Below are 17,843 nucleotides of genomic sequence, written 5' to 3' on the forward strand. Positions count from 1 at the left end.
GAACCTAAATCTTCTCTTCAGGCGGCGAACAGCCGGCCGGGGTTAAGAATCCCGGCGGGGTCGAACGAAGCGACCACGCGCCTTCGGATCGCCGCGAGCGCCTCGGGCTCCGGCGGTGCCACGTCCACACTGCGGCGCAACGGCTCCGGCGCGCGCATCAGCCACCAGGTGCCCTTGGCGCGCCGCGCGGCGGCCATCACGGCCGCGTGGGCCTCCACCGTCGCCGGCCCGGTCAGAAACACCAGCCCGCCGCCCCAGTCGAGATAGCCGAACATCCCCGCGTCCTGCGCCTTCCGCAGAACCGACGGGCCGTAGGAAGGCTGTACCGAAACCCGCCAGATCGCGTCCGCCGGCTGCACCGGCAGCGCCTCGCCGTCGCGCACCGCGCGCCACAGCGTGCGGCTCGCTTCGGTGGCCAGTTTCTCGACAATGCCGAACCGGTGCAGCAACGCGCACAGCCGGTCGAGCCGATAGGTCACCGACTCGGCGAAATCCTCGATCCTGGCGATTGTCACCGGGCGCTCGAATCCCAGCGCCATCGCCGCCTCCTGCGGCAGATAGGCCGCGCCCGAAACCGAATAGGGCGACCCCAGCGCCGCCGAGAGCGCCTCGACCGCGTCGTGCGGGTCCAGTCCCCGCAGCAGCACGGTGCCGGTGGCTTCCGGCGCGGGCAGCACTTTCAGCGTCACCTCGGTCATCACCCCGAGCGTGCCGTAGGAACCGGCGAACAGCTTGCACAGATCGAGCCCGGTCACATTCTTCAGCACCCGGCCACCCGAACGGATGAGTTCGCCGCGCCCGGTCACCGCGCGTATCCCCAGCACGTGGTCGCGCATCGCCCCCCAGGCGACGCGGCGCGGCCCGGACAGATTGGTCGCGACGATGCCGCCCACCGTCTGCGCCCTGGCATCGAGAAAGCCGTAATGCGGCGGCTCGGCGATCAGATGCTGCCCGGCCTCGGCGAGTTTCGCTTCGAGCGCCGCGAGCGTCGTCCCCGCGCGCACCGTCACGATCAGCTCCTTCGGTGCATGGAGCGGAATGCCGGAAAAATTCCGCGTACTCAGCGTGTCGGCGACCTGGATCGGGCGCAGAAAACCGGATTTCGAGCCGAGGCCCTCGATCGCGAGCGGTTCGCGTGCGGCCGCCGCCGCGCGGATCGCCACGGCAAATCCCTCCTCCTCGTCGGGCGCGATCATGCGGCCCGAGGGATCGTATCGGAGAGCGGAAACACTTTCGCGGTATTGAGCAGCCAGTCCGGGTCGAACGCGGTCTTGATCCGGCGCTGCTGGTCAAGCTCGGTGTCGGTGAACTGGACGCCCATCAGGTCGCGCTTTTCCACGCCGACGCCGTGCTCGCCGGTCAGGCACCCGCCCACCTCGACGCAGAGACGCAGGATATCCGCGCCGAACGCCTCGGCTTTGTGCATGCTGTCCGCGTTATTGGCGTCGAACATGATCAGCGGGTGCAGATTGCCGTCGCCGGCATGGAAAATATTGGCGACCTGCAATCCGTATTGCGCGCTCATCTCGCCGATCCGGTGCAACACGCGCGGCAGGGTGCTGGTGGGGATGGTGCCGTCCATGCACAGATAATCCGGGCTGATCCGCCCGATCGCGCCGAACGCGCCCTTGCGCCCCTTCCAGATCGCCGCCGATTCCTCGTCCGATTGCGACACTTTCAGGCTGATCGGGTCGAATTGCGCGCAAATCTCCTTGATCCGGCCCAGCAGCGCGTCCTGCTCGGCAACCGACCCCTCCACCTCGATGATCAGCATCGCCTCGGCATCGAGCGGATAGCCGGCATGGGCGAAGGCCTCGCAGGCATGAATCGCCGGCCGGTCCATGAATTCCAGCGCCACCGGAATGATCCCCGAGCCGATGATCGCATCGACGCAGGCGCCCGCGACCTCGTTGGCGCGGAACGCGGCGAGCATCGCGCGCGTGCCTTCCGGCGCGCGCAGAATCCGCACGATGATTTCGGTGGCGATGCCGAGCTGGCCTTCGCTGCCGATCGCGAGGCCGAGCCAGTCATAGCCGGCGGTATCCAGATGGGTGCCGCCGAGCTTGACGATCTCGCCCTCGATGGTCACCAGGGTGATGCCGAGCACGTTGTTCGCGGTCACGCCGTATTTCAGGCAGTGCGCGCCGCCCGAATTCATCCCGATATTGCCGCCGATCATGCAGGCGAGCTGGCTCGACGGATCGGGCGCATAGAAAAATCCGTCCGCTTCCACCGCCTTGGTGATGCCGAGATTGGTCACCCCGGCCTGCACCACGGCATATCGGTCGCCGTAATTCGCCTCCAGAATGCGGTTCATCCGCATCATGCCGACCACCACGGCATCGGCGAGCGGCAGCGCCCCGCCCGACAGCGAGGTGCCCGCGCCGCGCGGCACCACGCGCACGCCGTTCTGGTGGCAGAAGCGCAGCACCGCGGCCACCTGTTCGGTCGTCTCGGGCAGCACCACGGCAAACGGCATCTGCCGATAGGAGGACAGCCCATCGGTCTCGTAGGGTTTCAGCCTGGCGGGATCGGTGATCACGCCGCGCGCCGGCAGAATCGCGCGCAGCCCCTCATACACGGCATCGCGCCGGTCCAGCACGTCCTGTTTTGGTGCGGGCAGGTCGATCAAGACTGGCTCCCCCAATCGTTATGAGGGAATATAACACCGCCAGCGGCTCTCGCAAAGCGCGAGCCGCTCAAACTAATTCGCCGTCGAATGAATTATAAAAAATCCAGATTCGGCCGTCCGCCGTGGCCGGCCCGCGCGGCGGCGCGCTCGATTCAGCCCTGGCGGGCCTTCATCCTTGGGTTCTTCTTGTTGATCACATAGACGCGGCCATGGCGGCGCACGACGCGGCAATTCTTGTCGCGGGTCTTGGCGGAGCGGAGGGAGTTGCGGATTTTCATGACATGATCTCGGGTTGGCCGTTCGGGTTGCGCGGCTTATGGAAAGCAAGCCGCCTCCTGTCAACCTCGGCCAACCCTGCCACGGCCCGATTGACGCGCGGGCCGGCGGGCCGCATGGAACGCCGATCGCATAAGGAACGGGGACGATGGCGGAGCGGGAACGGGTTTCGGTCCAGCGGATCGGCATGATGCTGACCGGGTTTCTGATGCTCGCGCTGATCGGCGTCTTTGCGACCTATGCCGCCCCGATCCCGGCGATGCGCGGGGTGATCGCCGAGACCGCGATCGCCCGCGCCGCCGCCTCGGGCGATCTGGCGGCGATCCGCGCGGCGCTCGCGGCAGCCAAACCCCTGCTCGGCCGGCGCGGCCAGCAAACCCTCGCATCGCTCGCGCCCGATCGCGCCGGCCTGGGCGAGGCAGCGACCGTGCTCTCGGCCGAAACCGCCGAGGCCAGCCGCCTCGTCGCATACCGGCTGCGCCTGATGGTGATCGTCATCGGCGTGGTCGCCGGCTTGTTCGGCGTCGCCCTGCTCGGTATCCGTGACGCGAAACCCACAAGGACCATCACCACCGGCCCCCGACCCTGAACCCGGACGAGAAACGCCATGAGCCGAATCGCCTATGTCAACGGACGCTACCTGCCCCAGCGCGACGCCTGCGTGAACATCGAGGATCGCGGCTATCAGTTCGGCGACGGCATCTACGAAGTCCTCCATATCCATGACGGGCATTTCGTCGATACCGACCTGCATCTCGCCCGCCTCGCCCGCTCCCTGCGCGAAATGGCGCTCGCCCGTCCGATGAGCGATGCCGCCTTGCTCGCCGTGCTGCGCGAGGTGGCGCGCCGCAACCGGGTGACCGAAGGCATCGTCTATATGCAGATCACCCGCGGCGTCGCCCGGCGCGACCATGCCTTCCCGCGCGCCGGAACCGCGCCCGCCCTGGTGGTCACCGCGCGCCACGGCAATGCCTTCCCGCGCGATATCGATGCCTGGGCCGCCGGCGCGATCACCGTGACGGATATCCGCTGGGGCCGCTGCGACATCAAATCGGTCAATCTGCTGCCCAACGTGCTGGCCAAGCAGAAGGCGCGCGAGGCCGGGGTTTACGAGGCGATCCTGATCGACGCCTCGGGCAATGTCACCGAGGGGTCGTCCACCACGGTCTGGGCGGTCGATGCGAACGGCGTGCTGCGCACGCGGCAGCTCGACGATCACATTCTCCCCGGCTGCACCCGCGCCGCCCTCGCCGCGATCCTCGCGGAAAACGCCGTCGCATTCGAGGAACGCGGCCTCAGCGAAACCGAATTCCGCGCCGCGCGCGAGGTTTTCCTCACCAGCGCCACCTCCTTCGTCAAGCCCATCGTGACGCTGGACGGCGCCACGGTGGGCGACGGCAAACCCGGCCCGGTCGCGCGCCGCCTGTTCGCCCTGTTCGCCCGCCACGCCGATGGCGATGCCCATAATTCACTGTCCGCTTGCACAGCACCCGCGAATGGGATGAAACCGCACCGATGAACGACAGGACAACCAATTCCAACGGTCACTACCGCCGGGTTCTGCTGAAGGTCTCCGGCGAGGCGCTGATGGGGCGGTGCGATTACGGGCTCGATACCGAAACCGTCGCCGCCATCGCCCAGGATATCAAGGATGTTGTCGCCCTCGGCGTCCAGGTCTGTCTGGTGATCGGCGGCGGCAACATCTTTCGCGGCGTGTCGGGTGCGGCAGGGGGGATGGATCGCGCCCAGGCCGACTACATCGGCATGCTGGCGACCGTGATGAACGCGCTCGCCATGCAATCGGCTCTGGAGAAATGCGGCGTGCCGACCCGCGTGCAATCGGCGATCCCGATGTCGGCGGTGTGCGAGCCCTATATCCGCCGCCGCGCCGAGCGCCACATGGAAAAGGGCAGGGTGGTGATTTTTGCCGCCGGCACCGGCAATCCGTTCTTCACCACCGACACCGCCGCCGCCCTGCGCGCCACCGAAATGAAGTGCGACGCCCTGCTCAAGGGCACCCAGGTCGACGGCGTCTATTCCGCCGATCCGCGCAAATTCGCCGGCGCCGAGCGTTATCAGGAACTGACCTATCTCGATGTCCTCGCGCGCGACCTTTCGGTGATGGATGCCGCCGCCATCAGCCTCGCCCGCGAAAACGACCTGCCGATCATCGTCTTCAACATTCGCGCGCCGGGTGCTTTCGCCGCCGTCATGCGCGGCGAGGGGCGATTCACCCGCATCGTGGAACAGCGTTAGGAGCATCCAATGCCAGCCGATCTCGACAGTATCAAACAAGATTTGTCGCGCCGGATGGATGGCGCGATGGACACGCTGAAGCGCGAATTCAGCGGGCTGCGCACCGGCCGCGCCAATCCCGCTTTGCTCGACCCGGTGAAGGTCGAGGCCTATGGCACGATGATGCCGCTCAACCAGGTCGCCACCGTCGCGGTGCCGGAATCGCGCATGCTCACGGTCCAGGTCTGGGACCGCTCGATGGTCAACGCCACCGTCGCCGCGATCCGCGATTGCGGCCTCGGCCTCAACCCGCAGCCGGACGGCCAGTTGATCCGCGTGCCCTTGCCGATCCTGACCGAGGAGCGGCGCAACGAACTCGCCAGGGCCGCCGGCAAATACGCCGAGGGGGCGCGGATCGCGGTGCGCGGCGTGCGGCGCGACGGCATGGAAACCATCAAGGCGCTGGAGAAGAAGCACGAAATCGGCGAGGACCAGAGCCGTGACTGGTCCGATGACGTGCAGAAACTGACCGACGCGATGATCAAGCGGATCGACGAGCTTCTCGCCGAGAAGGAAAAGGACATCAGGCAGGTCTGACCCACGCAATGGCCCACCGCGCCGCGCCATCCAGCGCCCCGCGCCATATCGCCATCATCATGGATGGCAATGGCCGCTGGGCGACCCGCCGGGGCCTGCCGCGCGTGGCGGGCCATCGCGAAGGCGCGCGCGCGGTGCGCCGCACGGTGGAAGCGGCGATCGAACAAGGAATCGGCTGGCTGACCCTGTTCGCCTTTTCGTCGGAAAACTGGCGCCGCCCGGCCGAGGAAGTGACCGACCTCACCGGCTTGCTGCGGCACTATCTCCGCTCGGAGCTGAACGAACTGGCGGAGGCCGGCGTGCGCCTGCGCGTGATCGGCGAGCGCGACCGGTTCGGCCCGGCGGTGCAGCAGGAACTGGCGGATGCCGAGGTCCGCACCGAAGCCAATACGACGCTCAATCTCGTCATCGCCCTGTCCTATGGCGCGCGCGCCGAAATCGCCGCCGCCGCACGGCGCATCGCGGAAGCGGCCAAGGCAGGCCGCCTGGAGCCTGCGTCAATCGACGAGGCCGGCTTCGCCGCCCATCTCGCCACCGCCGGGATGCCGGACCCCGATCTGGTCATCCGCACCAGCGGCGAGCAGCGGCTGTCGAATTTCCTGCTCTGGCAGGCCGCCTATGCCGAGCTGATTTTCGACGATGTGCTCTGGCCCGATTTCGGCGCAGCCAATCTGGCTGGTGCGATCGCCGAATATACAAGGCGCGAGCGGCGCTTCGGGGCCCGTCCCGCGCATACCGGCGCCGCCCGGCCCGAAGCGTCACGATGAGCGCGCAATTGGCCGAATCACCCCCCCGCTCGACCAATCGGTTCCACGATCTCGGCATCCGCACCGCCTCCGCCGCCGTGCTGATCCCGCTTGCCGTCGCCGCCCTGATTCTCGGCGGCTGGGCCTGGAGACTGCTGATCCTGGCATTCCTCGCCGGGCTGTTATGGGAATGGCGCGCGCTGAGCCGGCATGTCGCGGCCCCGAACCGCAAAGCGTTCGCCGTTGCCGGCCTCGCCTATGCCGGGCTTCCGGCGATCGCGCTGCTCTGGCTGCGCTTCCTGCCCCATGGCCCCGCCGACATCCTGTTCCTTCTCGTCGTGGTCTGGGCGACCGATATCGGCGCCTATGCCGCCGGAAGGCTGATCGGCGGCGCGAAGCTTGCCCCCGCCGTCTCGCCGGGCAAAACCATCAGCGGGGCGATCGGCGGCCTCGCCATCGGCATTCTTGCCGGCGTCATCATTGCGCGCGGTCCATCCGGCATCCTGCCCGCCGCATTGCTCAGCGCGGTGTCCCAGGCTGGCGATCTCGCGGAAAGCGCTTTGAAACGCCGGCTCGGCGTCAAAGATTCCGGCCGGACCATCCCCGGCCATGGCGGGCTGTTCGACCGGCTGGACGGGGTTCTCGCCGCCGCACCCATTGCCGCCGGTCTCGCGTTGCTCGCCCAGGGAGGAGTTCCGCTATGGCGGTGAAGACAGTCACGGTTCTCGGCTCGACCGGCAGCGTCGGTACCCAGACGCTCGACCTTCTCGCGGCGTCGCCCGAGCGGTTCCGGGTGCGCGCCTTGATCGCCGGGAACAATGTGGCGCGCCTCGCCGAACAGGCGCGCCTGCACCGCCCCGAAATCGCGGTCATTGCGGAAGAATCAGCCTATCCCGCCCTGCGCGATGCCCTCGCGGGAACCGGCATCCGCGCCGAAGCCGGCCGCCAGGCCGCGATCGGCGCCGCCGGTATGAAAGCGGACTGGACCATGGCGGCGATCACCGGCACCGCCGGGCTGGAACCCACCCTGGCGGCGATCCGCAACGGCGGCGCCATCGCGCTCGCCAACAAGGAGGCACTGGTCTCCGCCGGCGATGTGTTTCTCCGCGCGATCGACGCCGCCGGCGCCACCCTGCTGCCGGTCGATTCCGAGCACAACGCGATTTTTCAGGCGCTTGCCGACGGCAATCGCCGATCGCTCGAAAAAATCATCCTTACCGCCTCGGGCGGGCCGTTCCGCGAGGCGAGCCTCGCCGACATGCGCGAGGCCACGCCGGAACGCGCGCTGAAACACCCGGTCTGGTCGATGGGCGCGAAAATCTCGATCGATTCCGCCACCTTGTTCAACAAGGGGCTGGAGGTGATCGAAGCCGCCCGCATCTTCGCGCTGGCCCCGCACGAAATCGAGGTTCTGGTCCATCCGCAATCGATCGTCCACGGCATGGTCTGCTATCGCGACGGCAGCGTTCTCGCCCAGATGGGCGCGCCGGACATGCGCATCCCGATCGCCCATACCCTGGCCTGGCCGGAGCGCCTGGAAACCCGTTCGCCCCGGCTCGACCTCGCCGCCGCCGCGAAACTCGAATTTTTCGCACCCGATCCCGTGCGTTTCCCGGCGCTGCGCCTCGCCCGCGAAGCGCTCGTCGCCGGGCAGGGCGCCTCGACCGTGCTGAACGCGGCGAACGAGGTCACGGTGGCCGCCTTCCTCGCAAGGCGCATCGGCTTTCTCGACATCGCCATCGTCGTCGAACGCACCATGCAGCGGCTCGGCGCGCCGCCTCTACCCGATCTCGAAGCCGTGCTCGCGCTCGACGCCGAGGCCCGTGTCATCACGGAATCGGAATTGCAGCGTACAGGTGCCTCCCGCGCCGCATGAGCAGGTTCACGCTGACTGAAATCGCTTCGGCGAGGCCACTTCGTCCGATAGTCTGCTCGGAAATCAGGAGAACACTTGAATATCAATGGAATATTTTGTGATAATCTCCTTGAGTTCTAAACTTTTAACCGCTATATATCATTCGGGTCGCGATGGATAAACCCGTTGCGCCCCGTTCCGGAAGCCCGTGCAACTTGTTGCGCGGGCTTCCGTGTATTTGGAGGCGATAAATGCATCTGGCGTTCTTGGATGAGTTTGGTCATATTGGACCGTATATTAGCCGTAATCACTCTGCTCACAATGCGAGCCCGGTATTTGGCTTGGCGGGATATATTTTACCTCATGACAAAGCGCGTCAGTTTGCGACATGGTTTTTTAAACTTAAAAGTCATTTATTGGAAGCTGAATTAAGACAATCACAAAAACATCCTGCGACGTGGGAAAAAAAGGGAACTGAATTATTTAATACACGGAATATTAAAAAATACCCCCATATTAAAGAAGGGGCTATTCGGACAATAAATAAAATATACAAACTGGAAGGCAAGCTTTTTTATTACGGCAGACAAAAATATCAATCACCAGAAAACTCTCATCCTGGAGGGTTATATACAACCGTTTTGGGACATTCCATTCGTCAACTTGATAAATATTGTTCTTTGAATAAATCATCTTTTTTGATGATATTAGATCAGCATAGTGATAGAATAAAATTATTGGAGGTTTCTGCAAAAACCATGTTTGGCAATGAACCCGCTCGATGTTTAATCGAACCGCCTTTCCATGTTGAAAGTCATCTTTACCAAACGATTCAAGCCGCAGATTGGGTTGCGACTTTAATCGCGCGTCTATTGGCTTATCGACTGTCTCCGGCAGAATATCCTGATTGGGAGTGGGCCGAAAGGATATTCGGCGATTTGATAGACAACCGCACGACTCATAGCATTCTTTATAAGCCAAAAGAAGCTCAAGGACGCTTACCTCTCGGAAAAAATTGATTGTCGACGGTTTCCATAAAAACCCAAACATAAGATACTCTCGTTTCAGCGTACAGGTGCCTCCCGCGCCGCCTGAACTTCCTATATGATGGGCGCATGATCGACTTCATCCGCTCGCTCGCCGCCTTCGTCGTGGTGCTCGGCATTCTCGTCACCGTGCACGAGCTTGGCCATTATCTGGTCGCGCGCTGGCGCGGCGTCGCGGTCGAGGCTTTCTCGATCGGCTTCGGCCCGGCGCTGCTGAGCCGTACCGACCGCCACGGCACGGTCTGGAAACTCTCCGCCATCCCGCTCGGCGGCTATGTCCGCATGAAGGGCTGGGCCGAACTCGGCGGAGCGACCAGGGGCGAGACCGATCCCGGCAGTTTCCGCACCAAATCGCTCGGCTCCCGTGCGCTGGTCGTCGCCGCCGGCCCGGCCGCCAACATGGTGCTCGCCTTCGTGCTGTTCACCCTGGTGTTCGCGACCGCCGGCGCCCCGGTGGTCCGGCCCGTGGTGAGTTCGGTGCTACCCAACTCACCGGCCGCTGCTGTGGGCATCGTCAAGGGCGACCGCATCGCCAGCATCGACGGACGAACGATCAAGACCTTCCGCGACATCCAGAACATCATCCTGACCAGACCGGACGACCGGATCGCGATCACCTTCACCCATGACGGCGCGACCCACGGCGCCAACCTCACCACCAGATCCCGCATGGTCGATGGCCGGCAGGTCGGCGAACTCGGCATCGTCGGCGCGGATGTCGTCTATCGACGTCTTGGTCCTGTCGCGACAATTGTCGCGGGTGCCCGCGAAACCTATGCCGCCGCCGCCGCCACGCTCGGCGGGCTGTGGAATCTCGTGGTCTATCAAAAAGGCGTGAAAAACCTTGGGGGGCCGGTGCGCATCGCGCAAATCTCCGGCCAGGCCGCCGCACTCGGCATCGCCGATTTCGTCTCGTTCATCGCGCTGCTGTCGGTCAATCTCGGCCTGATCAACCTGATCCCGATCCCGATCCTCGATGGCGGGCATCTGCTGTTCTACGCCGCCGAGGCGCTGTATGGCCGCGCTTTGCCGCGCCGCGCGCAGGAACTCGCCATCCAGATCGGCGCCGCCATCCTCGCGACCCTGATCATCTTCGTCACCTGGCACGATCTCGGCCATATCGGCCTGATCCACTGGGTGTCGCACCTGCTGGGCTGATCCAAAGGCCGTCTTAAGTCCAGGACCGTCATTGCGAACCCGCGTAAGCGGGTGAAGGGGAGCCGACACGAAAGTATCTTCGCTGTACGCCAGACATGAACGCCGCAAGAACGTTTGTCCGTTTTCCCGTCCGAAAACTGGCCCACCGTCCGCATCGGTGCGGAAACTGGCTTGTCCGCGATCTCGTCGGCTCGCATGATTCTCGGACGCTTTCGAAGCGGTCCGATAATCCTCGATTTTTGGACAAACGTACGTAAATGCTATGGATCTGGGTTATCCGGGGGTGGATCGTCTAGCTGTGCATGCCACCGGACTATTTGATGTGTTCCATTATCATCGCTGCAGTATTGAGTTGGAACGCACGCTTGGCTAACAACCTGCCCATCTTTTACGCTTGTTCCAAGCCAGCGGAAAGCAGTTACTATCGCACCCGCTTCGCTAGCATTGTCTTCTGGCAAAGGAGTGCTTACCAGTACGCGAGCACTTGGATCGCATGTCTCGACTAGGATCTCGTTTCGCAACTCAAGCGGGTTGTGCAGGAGATGGATACCGAAGCGACGCAGTTTGTTTCGGTGTGCTAGAATTTTGGCGACGCCCATTAAGGTCTCCGTGTCCGATTCTCCGATTGGAATCACGCCTGCGAGTAAGCCACTATCTGCAAATTCCAGACCGATGCCCCCGATGTTCACCGCGCTGGGGCCATCTGAGTCGAACATAAGCCTTGTGACTGCAAGGCCAGCAGGAGCGTCAGAGGTAGGACGTGAAATGAGGCGTCGGGTAGAATAATTAGCGGTTTCAACGCAGATCTCATCTGCGTCAATGGTAAAGTGCTTATGCAACAATATTACGCCAAATCGGTTATGCGCGTGTTTCGATAACAGATGACATCCAATGTCATCGAGGCAGCCTTGGTCATCTGCCAAAAAATCGCCGACACCTGCGTTGTCGATGTGAGGAAGTTCAGCATAGTCCTGAGTACGATGTGCGCGTATTTCTAACATAGCCAATCCTCCTGTTGATCTGCGAAAAGTGTTGTGCTTTGCCAGACTGCAGTTGATTTTTTTACGATATCGGGCTGGTATTAAATCAGACTGCAAAGGCATATATTTGACGACCGACGCACCGCCTTTTCATCGGGTATTTCTCTTTACAAAAACCAGCCGGAAGCTGGCCGAACCGCCCACCTCGGCGCCAGTTCCCAAAAATCCCACTTTCCCCGAGCCATTGACTGCCAATTCGACGGAAAATTGCTTTAATTCAAAACGGTGCGGTTCCTTCACTCCATTGTTTATATTATCTAGAGAGCTGAGCAAGCTGGAGCTTATATTTTTGATTTTGTTCAAAATTTTGTTTTCATTTACGTTTATCGCAATTAGTTTATTTTGAATCATGTAGTATTTTAGGGATTGATTTTTAGTTTGTTTTTGGATCGCTAGCATATGTTCTTCAATTTTGGATTTCTGGCTGGGCGGCACATTGGGCACGCTTACGAAAACGACAAAATCCTTCGATTTCATGATTTCGGCTGCGGGCCGCTCTCCCGGCACAGCGTGGGTTAGGAGCTGCGACTTCGCGGGTCCAGCACCGCAGAGCAAAATTGGAAGCATAAGACATGCTGCCAGCCCGCCGACCGAAACACTTCGAATGCGCAAGGCCATCCTCTTTTGCCAAGAGAGTCGCCATTTCAAGGCTTGATGGCCTTATCTTAGCTGCATTGGAGCTTATCTGTCATCTTTTATTTCGATGTCGGTTCCAGAATCTGTTGAAACGGCACCATCAAGTTGAGCGGGCTGCAGCATGGCGGTGACGACTTGATGGGCGTGGAAAGCTGGTCGGTTGTGATTTAGGAGCCTTGTGCAGTGGCGACCCGATCACGCGCCGGTTCGATCAGCTCAGATGGCGAGCGTCCGTTCAGATCGAAGCGCGGTTGCGTGAACCGGGTTGCCATGCTCCGCTCCTATCCGGGGTCCCGACACGAAAGTATCGTTTACGTACGCTTGTCCGGGAATCGAGAATTTATCGGACGGTTTCAAGAATGTCCGAGAACCTCGCCAGCCAATGAGAACATGGACAAGGCCGTTTTCGGGCGGGAAAACGGACAAACGTTCTTGCGGCGTTCATGTCTGGTGTACAGCGAAGATGCTTTCGTGTCGGCTCCCCGTGAAGCAATTCATCGCGGGGCATAGCCCCTGGGTTAATCGTATATCCGATTGACATATCCCGCCCCGATGGGTATACATTCCTGATATCCTGAAGGTACGAACTCCGATGACCCAAACCACCCTGTTTCAAACCAATCGGTCGCAAGCCGTCCGTCTGCCGAAAAATGTGGCCTTCCCGCCAGGTGTCCGCGAAGTCGTGATCCTGCGGGACGGCGCGCGCCGGGTGATCGTGCCGGCGAATTCGGTGTGGGACGATTTCTTCGACGCGCCCGGCATCGATCTCGGCAGTCGCGATCAGCCCGAACCGCAGGCCCGCGAGTCGTTCTAACATGCTGCGCTACATGCTCGATACCAATCTGTGCATCCGGGTGCTGCGCGATCGCCCGAAAGGATTGCGCGAGCGGTTCAATGCCGAGGTCGCTTCATTGTGCATCTCGACGGTTATTCTATCCGAATTGCTTTATGGCGCTGAAAAATCCGCTCGCTCTGTCGAAAACCGCCACGAGGTCGAGCGATTCGCCGCACGCCTCGAAATCCTGGCTTTCGATGAAGCTGCGGCGGCACACGCGGCTGAAATTCGGATGACTCTGGGTCGCCGAGGTTTTCCGATCGGCGGCTATGATGTGCTGATCGCCGGCCATGCCCGCAGCCGTGGCCTGATCGTCGTCACCGGCAATCTCGGAGAATTCAGCCGCGTCGACGGCTTGCGCTCCGAAGACTGGCTGAGCCCCGCCGCGACATGATATCAAATCCGTCGTTGCGAACCCGCGTCACGCGAATTCGTGCAGCCGCAAGGTCATGGGAGTGAGCGCACATGGACGAAGACAAGTTCAACATGGACGTCCGCAAATTTCTCAAGGTGGTCGGTGTTACCTCGCAACGCGAGATCGACAACGCCGTCCGCGAGGCGGTGAAGGCTGGCCGCCTCAAAGGCAACGAGAAACTCAGGGCAAAGATGACGCTTGAGATCAGCGCCATAGACGTTCGGCATGAGATCGATGGCGAAATCGAAATCGGGTAGCGCAACCTCCCCGATTCCGACGCCCCCGGCATCGAGCCTGGCGAGCGCGATCAGCCGGAACCATAATCGCGACCCGATCGCGACATAAAATTCCGCGTCCCGGCCTCCGCATGGCTCGTCATTGCCGTGCATAGGTTGCAAACCGGCGGAATTTCCCCCATTCGAACCGCCCAGAATTCGTTCCGAACCCCAGGGAGCCCAGAAATGCGCGTCTATTACGATCGCGATGCCGATGTGAACCTGATCAAGGCCAAGAAGGTCGCCGTCGTCGGCTATGGCAGCCAGGGCCACGCCCATGCGCTCAACCTCAAGGAGTCCGGCCTCAAGGAACTGGTCGTCGCCCTGCGCAAGGGTTCCTCGGCCGTCGCCAAGGCGGAAGCCGCCGGGCTCAAGGTGATGGACCCGTCCGAGGCCGCGCGCTGGGCCGACGTGGTGATGATCCTCACGCCGGACGAAGGCCAGGGCGATCTCTATCGCGACCATCTCGCCGCGAATCTCAAGCCGGGCGCGGCGATCGCTTTCGCTCATGGCTTGAACATCCATTTCAACCTGATCGAGCCGCGCGCCGATATCGACGTGTTCATGATCGCGCCGAAAGGCCCCGGCCACACGGTGCGCAGCGAATATCAGCGCGGCGGCGGCGTGCCCTGTCTCGTCGCGGTGGCGCAGAACCCGTCCGGCAACGCGCTCGACATCGCGCTGTCCTACGCCTCGGCGATCGGCGGTGGCCGCGCCGGCATCATCGAGACCAGCTTCCGCGAGGAATGCGAGACCGATCTGTTCGGCGAACAGACCGTTTTGTGCGGCGGCCTGGTCGAGCTGATCAAGGCCGGGTTCGAGACCCTGGTGGATGCCGGCTACGCGCCCGAGATGGCCTATTTCGAGTGCCTGCACGAGGTGAAGCTGATCGTCGACCTGATCTATGAAGGCGGCATCGCCAACATGAACTACTCGATCAGCAACACCGCCGAATACGGCGAATACGTCACCGGCCCGCGCATCGTGACCGCCGAAACCAAAACGGAAATGAAACGCGTGCTCGACGATATCCAGCGCGGCCGCTTCACCCGCGACTGGATGCTGGAGAACCGGGTCAACCAGACCAATTTCAAGGCGATGCGCCGGGCCAATGCGGCTCATCCGATCGAACAGGTCGGCGAAAAGCTCCGCGCCATGATGCCCTGGATCAAGGAACGCGCCCTGGTGGACAAGGCGCGCAACTGAACCGATAGTCCGGGCATAACGCCAGGAGGAGCAAACCCATGAAAATCGCCAAGGACGCGACCGAACTGGTCGGCAACACGCCGCTCGTGCGGATCAACCGGCTTGCCGCCGGCCTGCCCGGCGAGATCGTCGCGAAACTGGAGTTTTTCAGCCCGGCCAATTCGGTGAAGGACCGTATCGGTGTCGCGATGATCGAGGCCGCCGAGCGCGAGGGGATGATCGATCGGGACAGCATCATCGTCGAACCCACTTCGGGCAATACCGGCATCGCCATCGCCATGGTCTGCGCGGCCCGCGGCTATCGCTGCATCCTGACCATGCCCGAAACCATGAGCCGCGAGCGCCGCGCCGTGCTGCGCGCCTATGGCGCGGAACTCGTGCTCACGCCGGGGCCGGAGGGCATCGCCGGCTCGATCAAGAAGGCCGAGGAAATCGTCGCCTCGGGACCGAACTACTTCATGCCCCAGCAGTTCAAGAATGTCGCCAACCCGGCGGTGCACCGGCGCACCACCGCCGAGGAAATCTGGGCCGACACCGACGGCCGCGCCGATATCCTGATCTCCGGCGTTGGCACCGGCGGCACCATCACCGGGGTGGGCGAGGTGATCAAGGCGCGCAAGCCCTCGTTCCGCTGCATTGCCGTCGAACCCGATTCCTCGCCGGTTCTGTCGGGCGGCCCCAAAGGCCCGCACCAGATCCAGGGGCTCGGCGCCGGCTTCGTGCCCGAGATTCTGAACACCGCGATCTATGACGAGGTGATCCGCGTCACCAACGAGGATTCCTTCGCGATGGCGCGCCGTGCCGCGCGCGAGGAAGGGCTGATGGTCGGCATTTCCTCGGGCGCGGCGCTCTGGGCGGCGATCGAGGTCGCCAGGCGCCCCGACAGCGAGGGCAAGATGATCGTCGCCATCATCCCCTCCTATGGCGAGCGCTACCTTTCGACGCCACTGTTCGCCGGCCTGACCGATTGATTCCAGCGCTCGCGCATTTCGTCATCGCGACGATTTCGGCTCTCGGCTACGCCGGAATCGCCGCCCTGATGGCGCTGGAATCCGCCTGCGTCCCGATTCCGTCCGAAGTCATCCTGCCCTTCGCGGGCTATCTGGTGTCCACCGGAAGGTTCGACCTCTGGCTGGTGGCGCTGGTCGGCGCGATCGGCTGCAATATCGGCTCGACGATCGCCTATGGCGTCGGCTACGCGGGCGGCAGGCCGCTGGTCGAGCGCTGGGGCCGCTACATTCTGCTCGACCGCGCGGAACTCGACCGGGTGGATCACTTCTTCGCGCGCTTCGGCAGCGTCACCGTTCTGGTCAGCCGGGTGCTGCCGGTGATCCGCACCTATATCGCCCTGCCAGCCGGCATCGCGCGGATGAATTTCTGGAAATTCCAGCTCTACACCTTCATCGGCTCGCTGCCCTGGTGCTTTGCCCTCGCCTATGCCGGGTTTCGGCTCGGCCGGGCCTGGCAGACCAGCCCGCGCCTGCAGGCCACGATGCACGATTTCACCCTTGCCACTATCGCCGGCCTATTTCTGCTTCTGGCCTGGTATTTCGCCAGATTATGGCGGAGCCGCAGGACTGCTTAAGCATGAGTTAGGTATAATAACGGCCCTTTGTTTCACGTGAAACAAAAGACAGCATCTATGACCTAATCAGCCGCGCGGCGAAAAATCCGTCCATCCCGCCGCGATCGGGCCATAGTCCGGGATGGGTGGCAAGATCGCCCGAAGCCGTGATCGCCTCGGTCAGGCCCGGAACCTCGCCCGGTTCGAGCGGGTCGCGCCTGAGCCCGAGCCGGGCGCAGGCGGCGTCGATGCGTTCGGCGCCTTCGTCGTTTTGCAGTGAGCAGACCGCATAGACGAGCCGCCCGCCGGGGGTGAGCATTGATGCCGCGGCGTCGAGCAGGCGGTCCTGAATCGCGGCACAGGCGGCGATGTCGTGCTTGCGGCGGAGGTGAAGAATTTCCGGGTGGCGGCGGATCGTCCCGGTCGCCGAACAGGGCGCGTCGAGCAGGATTGCGTCGAATTTTGGCTCGGGCCGCCACTCCAGCGCGTCGGCGGCGATGGTTTCGGCGGTGAGATCGAGCCGCGCCAGATTGCCGCGCAGCCGCTCCAGCCGCGCCGGGTCGCGATCGAGCGCGGTGACGATGGCGCCGGCAGCGGCGAGCTGCGCGGTCTTGCCGCCGGGGGCGGCGCAGAGATCGAGCACGCGCTGGCCGGCAACGTCGCCGAGCAGGCGCGCGGGCAGGGCGGCGGCGGCGTCCTGCACCCAGAAATCGCCATCCGCGAAGCCGGCAAGGGTGGTGACATCGGTGCCGGCGGGCAGGCGCGCCGAGCCGGTCGGCAGCAGAACGGCGCCTTCAGGTGGTTTGGCGCCAGGTTTGAGCGACAGATCGAGCGGGGCTTCGTTCTGATGCGCGGTGGCGATGGCGCGGCCATCGGCACCCCACGAGGCCCAGAGCCATTGGGGTGTGTCGAGCCGCGGCGCATCGAGCGCATCGAGCGCCGCCTTCCCTTCGGTCGCGACACGGCGCAGCACCGCGTTCACCAGCCCGGCGAATTTGCCGAGGCCGCGCGCATGGGCGAGGCCGACGGCGGTGCTCACCGCGGCATGGGCGGGTGCGCCGAGCAACAGAAGCTGCGCCGTGCCGATCCGCAGCGCGTGGCGCACCGGGATCGGCGGCGCCTTGGTCAGATAGGCATCGAGCACCGCATCGAGACTGCCGGTGCGGCGCAGCACGGCGGCGGCGATCCGGTGGGCGGCGGCGCGGTCGCGCGCCGGGATCGCCCGAAGGCTGTCGAGTGCCGTATCGAGCGGGGCGTGCCGGTCGAACACGGCGCTGAGCAGCGCGAACGCGGCTTCACGGGTCGGGTCGCTGGTCTGGGGTTTCAT

At 63.4% G+C, this 17,843-nt stretch carries 21 protein-coding genes; 15 read left to right on the forward strand and 6 right to left on the reverse strand.

The annotated features are described in order from the left end of the window. Window positions 1-17: 17 nt before the first annotated feature. From L2A60_RS12290 to ykgO, 3 genes are all read right to left on the reverse strand, one after another. The gene (locus L2A60_RS12290; protein ID WP_235704682.1) at window positions 18-1,196 is read right to left on the reverse strand and encodes an FAD-binding protein; all 1,179 of its coding nucleotides are present in this window, start codon (window positions 1,194-1,196) and stop codon (window positions 18-20) included. Next, window positions 1,193-2,632 (reverse strand): FAD-linked oxidase C-terminal domain-containing protein, encoded by a 1,440-nt coding sequence (locus L2A60_RS12295; protein WP_235704683.1) that lies wholly within the window; start codon window positions 2,630-2,632, stop codon window positions 1,193-1,195. The genes L2A60_RS12290 and L2A60_RS12295 overlap by 4 nt, the downstream gene beginning before the upstream one ends. A 152-nt stretch (window positions 2,633-2,784) precedes the next feature. Beyond that, window positions 2,785-2,910, reverse strand: a complete 126-nt coding sequence (gene ykgO / locus L2A60_RS12300) for a type B 50S ribosomal protein L36 (RefSeq protein WP_235704685.1) — start codon at window positions 2,908-2,910, stop codon at window positions 2,785-2,787. Window positions 2,911-3,056: 146 nt separating this feature from the next. On the opposite strand from ykgO, the gene L2A60_RS12305 reads away from it, so the two are divergent. The 9 genes from L2A60_RS12305 to rseP all read left to right on the forward strand — a co-directional run bounded on the left by L2A60_RS12305 (window position 3,057) and on the right by rseP (window position 10,545). Next, window positions 3,057-3,497: a hypothetical protein gene (locus L2A60_RS12305; RefSeq protein WP_235704687.1), complete on the forward strand. Its 441-nt coding sequence runs from the start codon at window positions 3,057-3,059 to the stop codon at window positions 3,495-3,497. 18 nt (window positions 3,498-3,515) lie between these two features. Next, entirely contained in the window at window positions 3,516-4,427 is a 912-nt protein-coding gene (locus tag L2A60_RS12310) for a D-amino-acid transaminase (RefSeq protein ID WP_235704688.1), read from the forward strand. Next, window positions 4,424-5,164, forward strand: a complete 741-nt coding sequence (gene pyrH / locus L2A60_RS12315; protein WP_235704689.1) for a UMP kinase — start codon at window positions 4,424-4,426, stop codon at window positions 5,162-5,164. Before L2A60_RS12310 ends, pyrH begins: the two co-directional genes overlap by 4 nt. 9 nt (window positions 5,165-5,173) lie before the next feature. Continuing rightward, a complete protein-coding gene (frr, locus tag L2A60_RS12320) occupies window positions 5,174-5,740 on the forward strand; it encodes a ribosome recycling factor (protein ID WP_235704690.1) in 567 nt (188 codons plus the stop codon). Between the two features lie 59 nt (window positions 5,741-5,799). Next, a complete protein-coding gene (uppS, locus tag L2A60_RS12325; RefSeq protein ID WP_235704691.1) occupies window positions 5,800-6,507 on the forward strand; it encodes a polyprenyl diphosphate synthase in 708 nt (235 codons plus the stop codon). Further along, window positions 6,504-7,196: a phosphatidate cytidylyltransferase gene (locus tag L2A60_RS12330; protein WP_235704692.1), complete on the forward strand. Its 693-nt coding sequence runs from the start codon at window positions 6,504-6,506 to the stop codon at window positions 7,194-7,196. The genes uppS and L2A60_RS12330 overlap by 4 nt, the downstream gene beginning before the upstream one ends. Further along, window positions 7,187-8,362 carry a 1-deoxy-D-xylulose-5-phosphate reductoisomerase gene (gene dxr, locus L2A60_RS12335; RefSeq protein ID WP_235704693.1) on the forward strand — a complete coding sequence of 392 codons (1,176 nt, stop codon included), beginning with the start codon at window positions 7,187-7,189 and terminating at the stop codon, window positions 8,360-8,362. The genes L2A60_RS12330 and dxr overlap by 10 nt, the downstream gene beginning before the upstream one ends. A gap of 230 nt (window positions 8,363-8,592) precedes the next feature. Continuing rightward, on the forward strand, window positions 8,593-9,360 hold the full coding sequence (locus L2A60_RS12340) for a DUF3800 domain-containing protein (RefSeq protein WP_235704695.1): 768 nt from the start codon (window positions 8,593-8,595) through the stop codon (window positions 9,358-9,360). Between the two features lie 96 nt (window positions 9,361-9,456). Next, complete coding sequence (gene rseP / locus L2A60_RS12345) at window positions 9,457-10,545, forward strand: RIP metalloprotease RseP (protein WP_235704696.1); 1,089 nt, start codon at window positions 9,457-9,459, stop codon at window positions 10,543-10,545. A gap of 260 nt (window positions 10,546-10,805) precedes the next feature. Here the strand turns inward: rseP and L2A60_RS12350 are convergent, their stop codons facing one another. Then, window positions 10,806-11,546: a hypothetical protein gene (locus L2A60_RS12350; protein WP_235704697.1), complete on the reverse strand. Its 741-nt coding sequence runs from the start codon at window positions 11,544-11,546 to the stop codon at window positions 10,806-10,808. Window positions 11,547-11,675: 129 nt separating this feature from the next. Then, on the reverse strand, window positions 11,676-12,203 hold the full coding sequence (locus tag L2A60_RS12355) for a Pepco domain-containing protein (protein ID WP_235704698.1): 528 nt from the start codon (window positions 12,201-12,203) through the stop codon (window positions 11,676-11,678). 610 nt (window positions 12,204-12,813) lie between these two features. Here L2A60_RS12355 and vapB point away from each other — a divergent pair. The 6 genes from vapB (at window position 12,814) to L2A60_RS12385 (ending at window position 16,537) form a co-directional block, all read left to right on the forward strand. Then, window positions 12,814-13,035 carry a type II toxin-antitoxin system VapB family antitoxin gene (gene vapB / locus L2A60_RS12360; RefSeq protein WP_235704699.1) on the forward strand — a complete coding sequence of 74 codons (222 nt, stop codon included), beginning with the start codon at window positions 12,814-12,816 and terminating at the stop codon, window positions 13,033-13,035. 1 nt (window position 13,036) lies between these two features. Beyond that, a complete protein-coding gene (gene vapC, locus L2A60_RS12365) occupies window positions 13,037-13,450 on the forward strand; it encodes a tRNA(fMet)-specific endonuclease VapC (RefSeq protein WP_235704700.1) in 414 nt (137 codons plus the stop codon). Window positions 13,451-13,521: 71 nt separating this feature from the next. Continuing rightward, on the forward strand, window positions 13,522-13,728 hold the full coding sequence (locus L2A60_RS12370) for a DUF6494 family protein (RefSeq protein ID WP_235704702.1): 207 nt from the start codon (window positions 13,522-13,524) through the stop codon (window positions 13,726-13,728). Window positions 13,729-13,932: 204 nt separating this feature from the next. Beyond that, window positions 13,933-14,952 (forward strand): ketol-acid reductoisomerase, encoded by a 1,020-nt coding sequence (ilvC, locus tag L2A60_RS12375; protein WP_235704704.1) that lies wholly within the window; start codon window positions 13,933-13,935, stop codon window positions 14,950-14,952. A gap of 38 nt (window positions 14,953-14,990) precedes the next feature. Beyond that, window positions 14,991-15,923: a cysteine synthase A gene (cysK, locus tag L2A60_RS12380; protein ID WP_235704706.1), complete on the forward strand. Its 933-nt coding sequence runs from the start codon at window positions 14,991-14,993 to the stop codon at window positions 15,921-15,923. Next, the gene (locus L2A60_RS12385; RefSeq protein WP_235704707.1) at window positions 15,920-16,537 is read left to right on the forward strand and encodes a DedA family protein; all 618 of its coding nucleotides are present in this window, start codon (window positions 15,920-15,922) and stop codon (window positions 16,535-16,537) included. The genes cysK and L2A60_RS12385 overlap by 4 nt, the downstream gene beginning before the upstream one ends. Before the next feature lie 55 nt (window positions 16,538-16,592). Here the strand turns inward: L2A60_RS12385 and L2A60_RS12390 are convergent, their stop codons facing one another. Further along, a complete protein-coding gene (locus tag L2A60_RS12390; RefSeq protein WP_235704708.1) occupies window positions 16,593-17,843 on the reverse strand; it encodes a transcription antitermination factor NusB in 1,251 nt (416 codons plus the stop codon).

It is taken from the genome of Acidiphilium iwatense (assembly GCF_021556475.1).
GTDB lineage: Bacteria > Pseudomonadota > Alphaproteobacteria > Acetobacterales > Acetobacteraceae > Acidiphilium > Acidiphilium iwatense.

What these genes read in the sequence shown, in the direction of transcription:
- uppS (WP_235704691.1), top strand. Translation starts at nt 5,800, where the DNA reads ATGGATGGCAATGGCCGCTGGGCGACCCGCCGGGGCCTGCCGCGCGTG.
- L2A60_RS12350 (WP_235704697.1), bottom strand. Translation starts at nt 11,546, where the DNA reads ATGTTAGAAATACGCGCACATCGTACTCAGGACTATGCTGAACTTCCT.
- L2A60_RS12305 (WP_235704687.1), top strand. Translation starts at nt 3,057, where the DNA reads ATGGCGGAGCGGGAACGGGTTTCGGTCCAGCGGATCGGCATGATGCTG.
- dxr (WP_235704693.1), top strand. Translation starts at nt 7,187, where the DNA reads ATGGCGGTGAAGACAGTCACGGTTCTCGGCTCGACCGGCAGCGTCGGT.
- vapC (WP_235704700.1), top strand. Translation starts at nt 13,037, where the DNA reads ATGCTGCGCTACATGCTCGATACCAATCTGTGCATCCGGGTGCTGCGC.
- L2A60_RS12310 (WP_235704688.1), top strand. Translation starts at nt 3,516, where the DNA reads ATGAGCCGAATCGCCTATGTCAACGGACGCTACCTGCCCCAGCGCGAC.
- ykgO (WP_235704685.1), bottom strand. Translation starts at nt 2,910, where the DNA reads ATGAAAATCCGCAACTCCCTCCGCTCCGCCAAGACCCGCGACAAGAAT.
- L2A60_RS12330 (WP_235704692.1), top strand. Translation starts at nt 6,504, where the DNA reads ATGAGCGCGCAATTGGCCGAATCACCCCCCCGCTCGACCAATCGGTTC.
- L2A60_RS12390 (WP_235704708.1), bottom strand. Translation starts at nt 17,843, where the DNA reads ATGAAACCCCAGACCAGCGACCCGACCCGTGAAGCCGCGTTCGCGCTG.
- frr (WP_235704690.1), top strand. Translation starts at nt 5,174, where the DNA reads ATGCCAGCCGATCTCGACAGTATCAAACAAGATTTGTCGCGCCGGATG.
- L2A60_RS12340 (WP_235704695.1), top strand. Translation starts at nt 8,593, where the DNA reads ATGCATCTGGCGTTCTTGGATGAGTTTGGTCATATTGGACCGTATATT.
- L2A60_RS12370 (WP_235704702.1), top strand. Translation starts at nt 13,522, where the DNA reads ATGGACGAAGACAAGTTCAACATGGACGTCCGCAAATTTCTCAAGGTG.
- pyrH (WP_235704689.1), top strand. Translation starts at nt 4,424, where the DNA reads ATGAACGACAGGACAACCAATTCCAACGGTCACTACCGCCGGGTTCTG.
- L2A60_RS12290 (WP_235704682.1), bottom strand. Translation starts at nt 1,196, where the DNA reads ATGATCGCGCCCGACGAGGAGGAGGGATTTGCCGTGGCGATCCGCGCG.
- vapB (WP_235704699.1), top strand. Translation starts at nt 12,814, where the DNA reads ATGACCCAAACCACCCTGTTTCAAACCAATCGGTCGCAAGCCGTCCGT.
- cysK (WP_235704706.1), top strand. Translation starts at nt 14,991, where the DNA reads ATGAAAATCGCCAAGGACGCGACCGAACTGGTCGGCAACACGCCGCTC.
- rseP (WP_235704696.1), top strand. Translation starts at nt 9,457, where the DNA reads ATGATCGACTTCATCCGCTCGCTCGCCGCCTTCGTCGTGGTGCTCGGC.
- ilvC (WP_235704704.1), top strand. Translation starts at nt 13,933, where the DNA reads ATGCGCGTCTATTACGATCGCGATGCCGATGTGAACCTGATCAAGGCC.
- L2A60_RS12355 (WP_235704698.1), bottom strand. Translation starts at nt 12,203, where the DNA reads ATGGCCTTGCGCATTCGAAGTGTTTCGGTCGGCGGGCTGGCAGCATGT.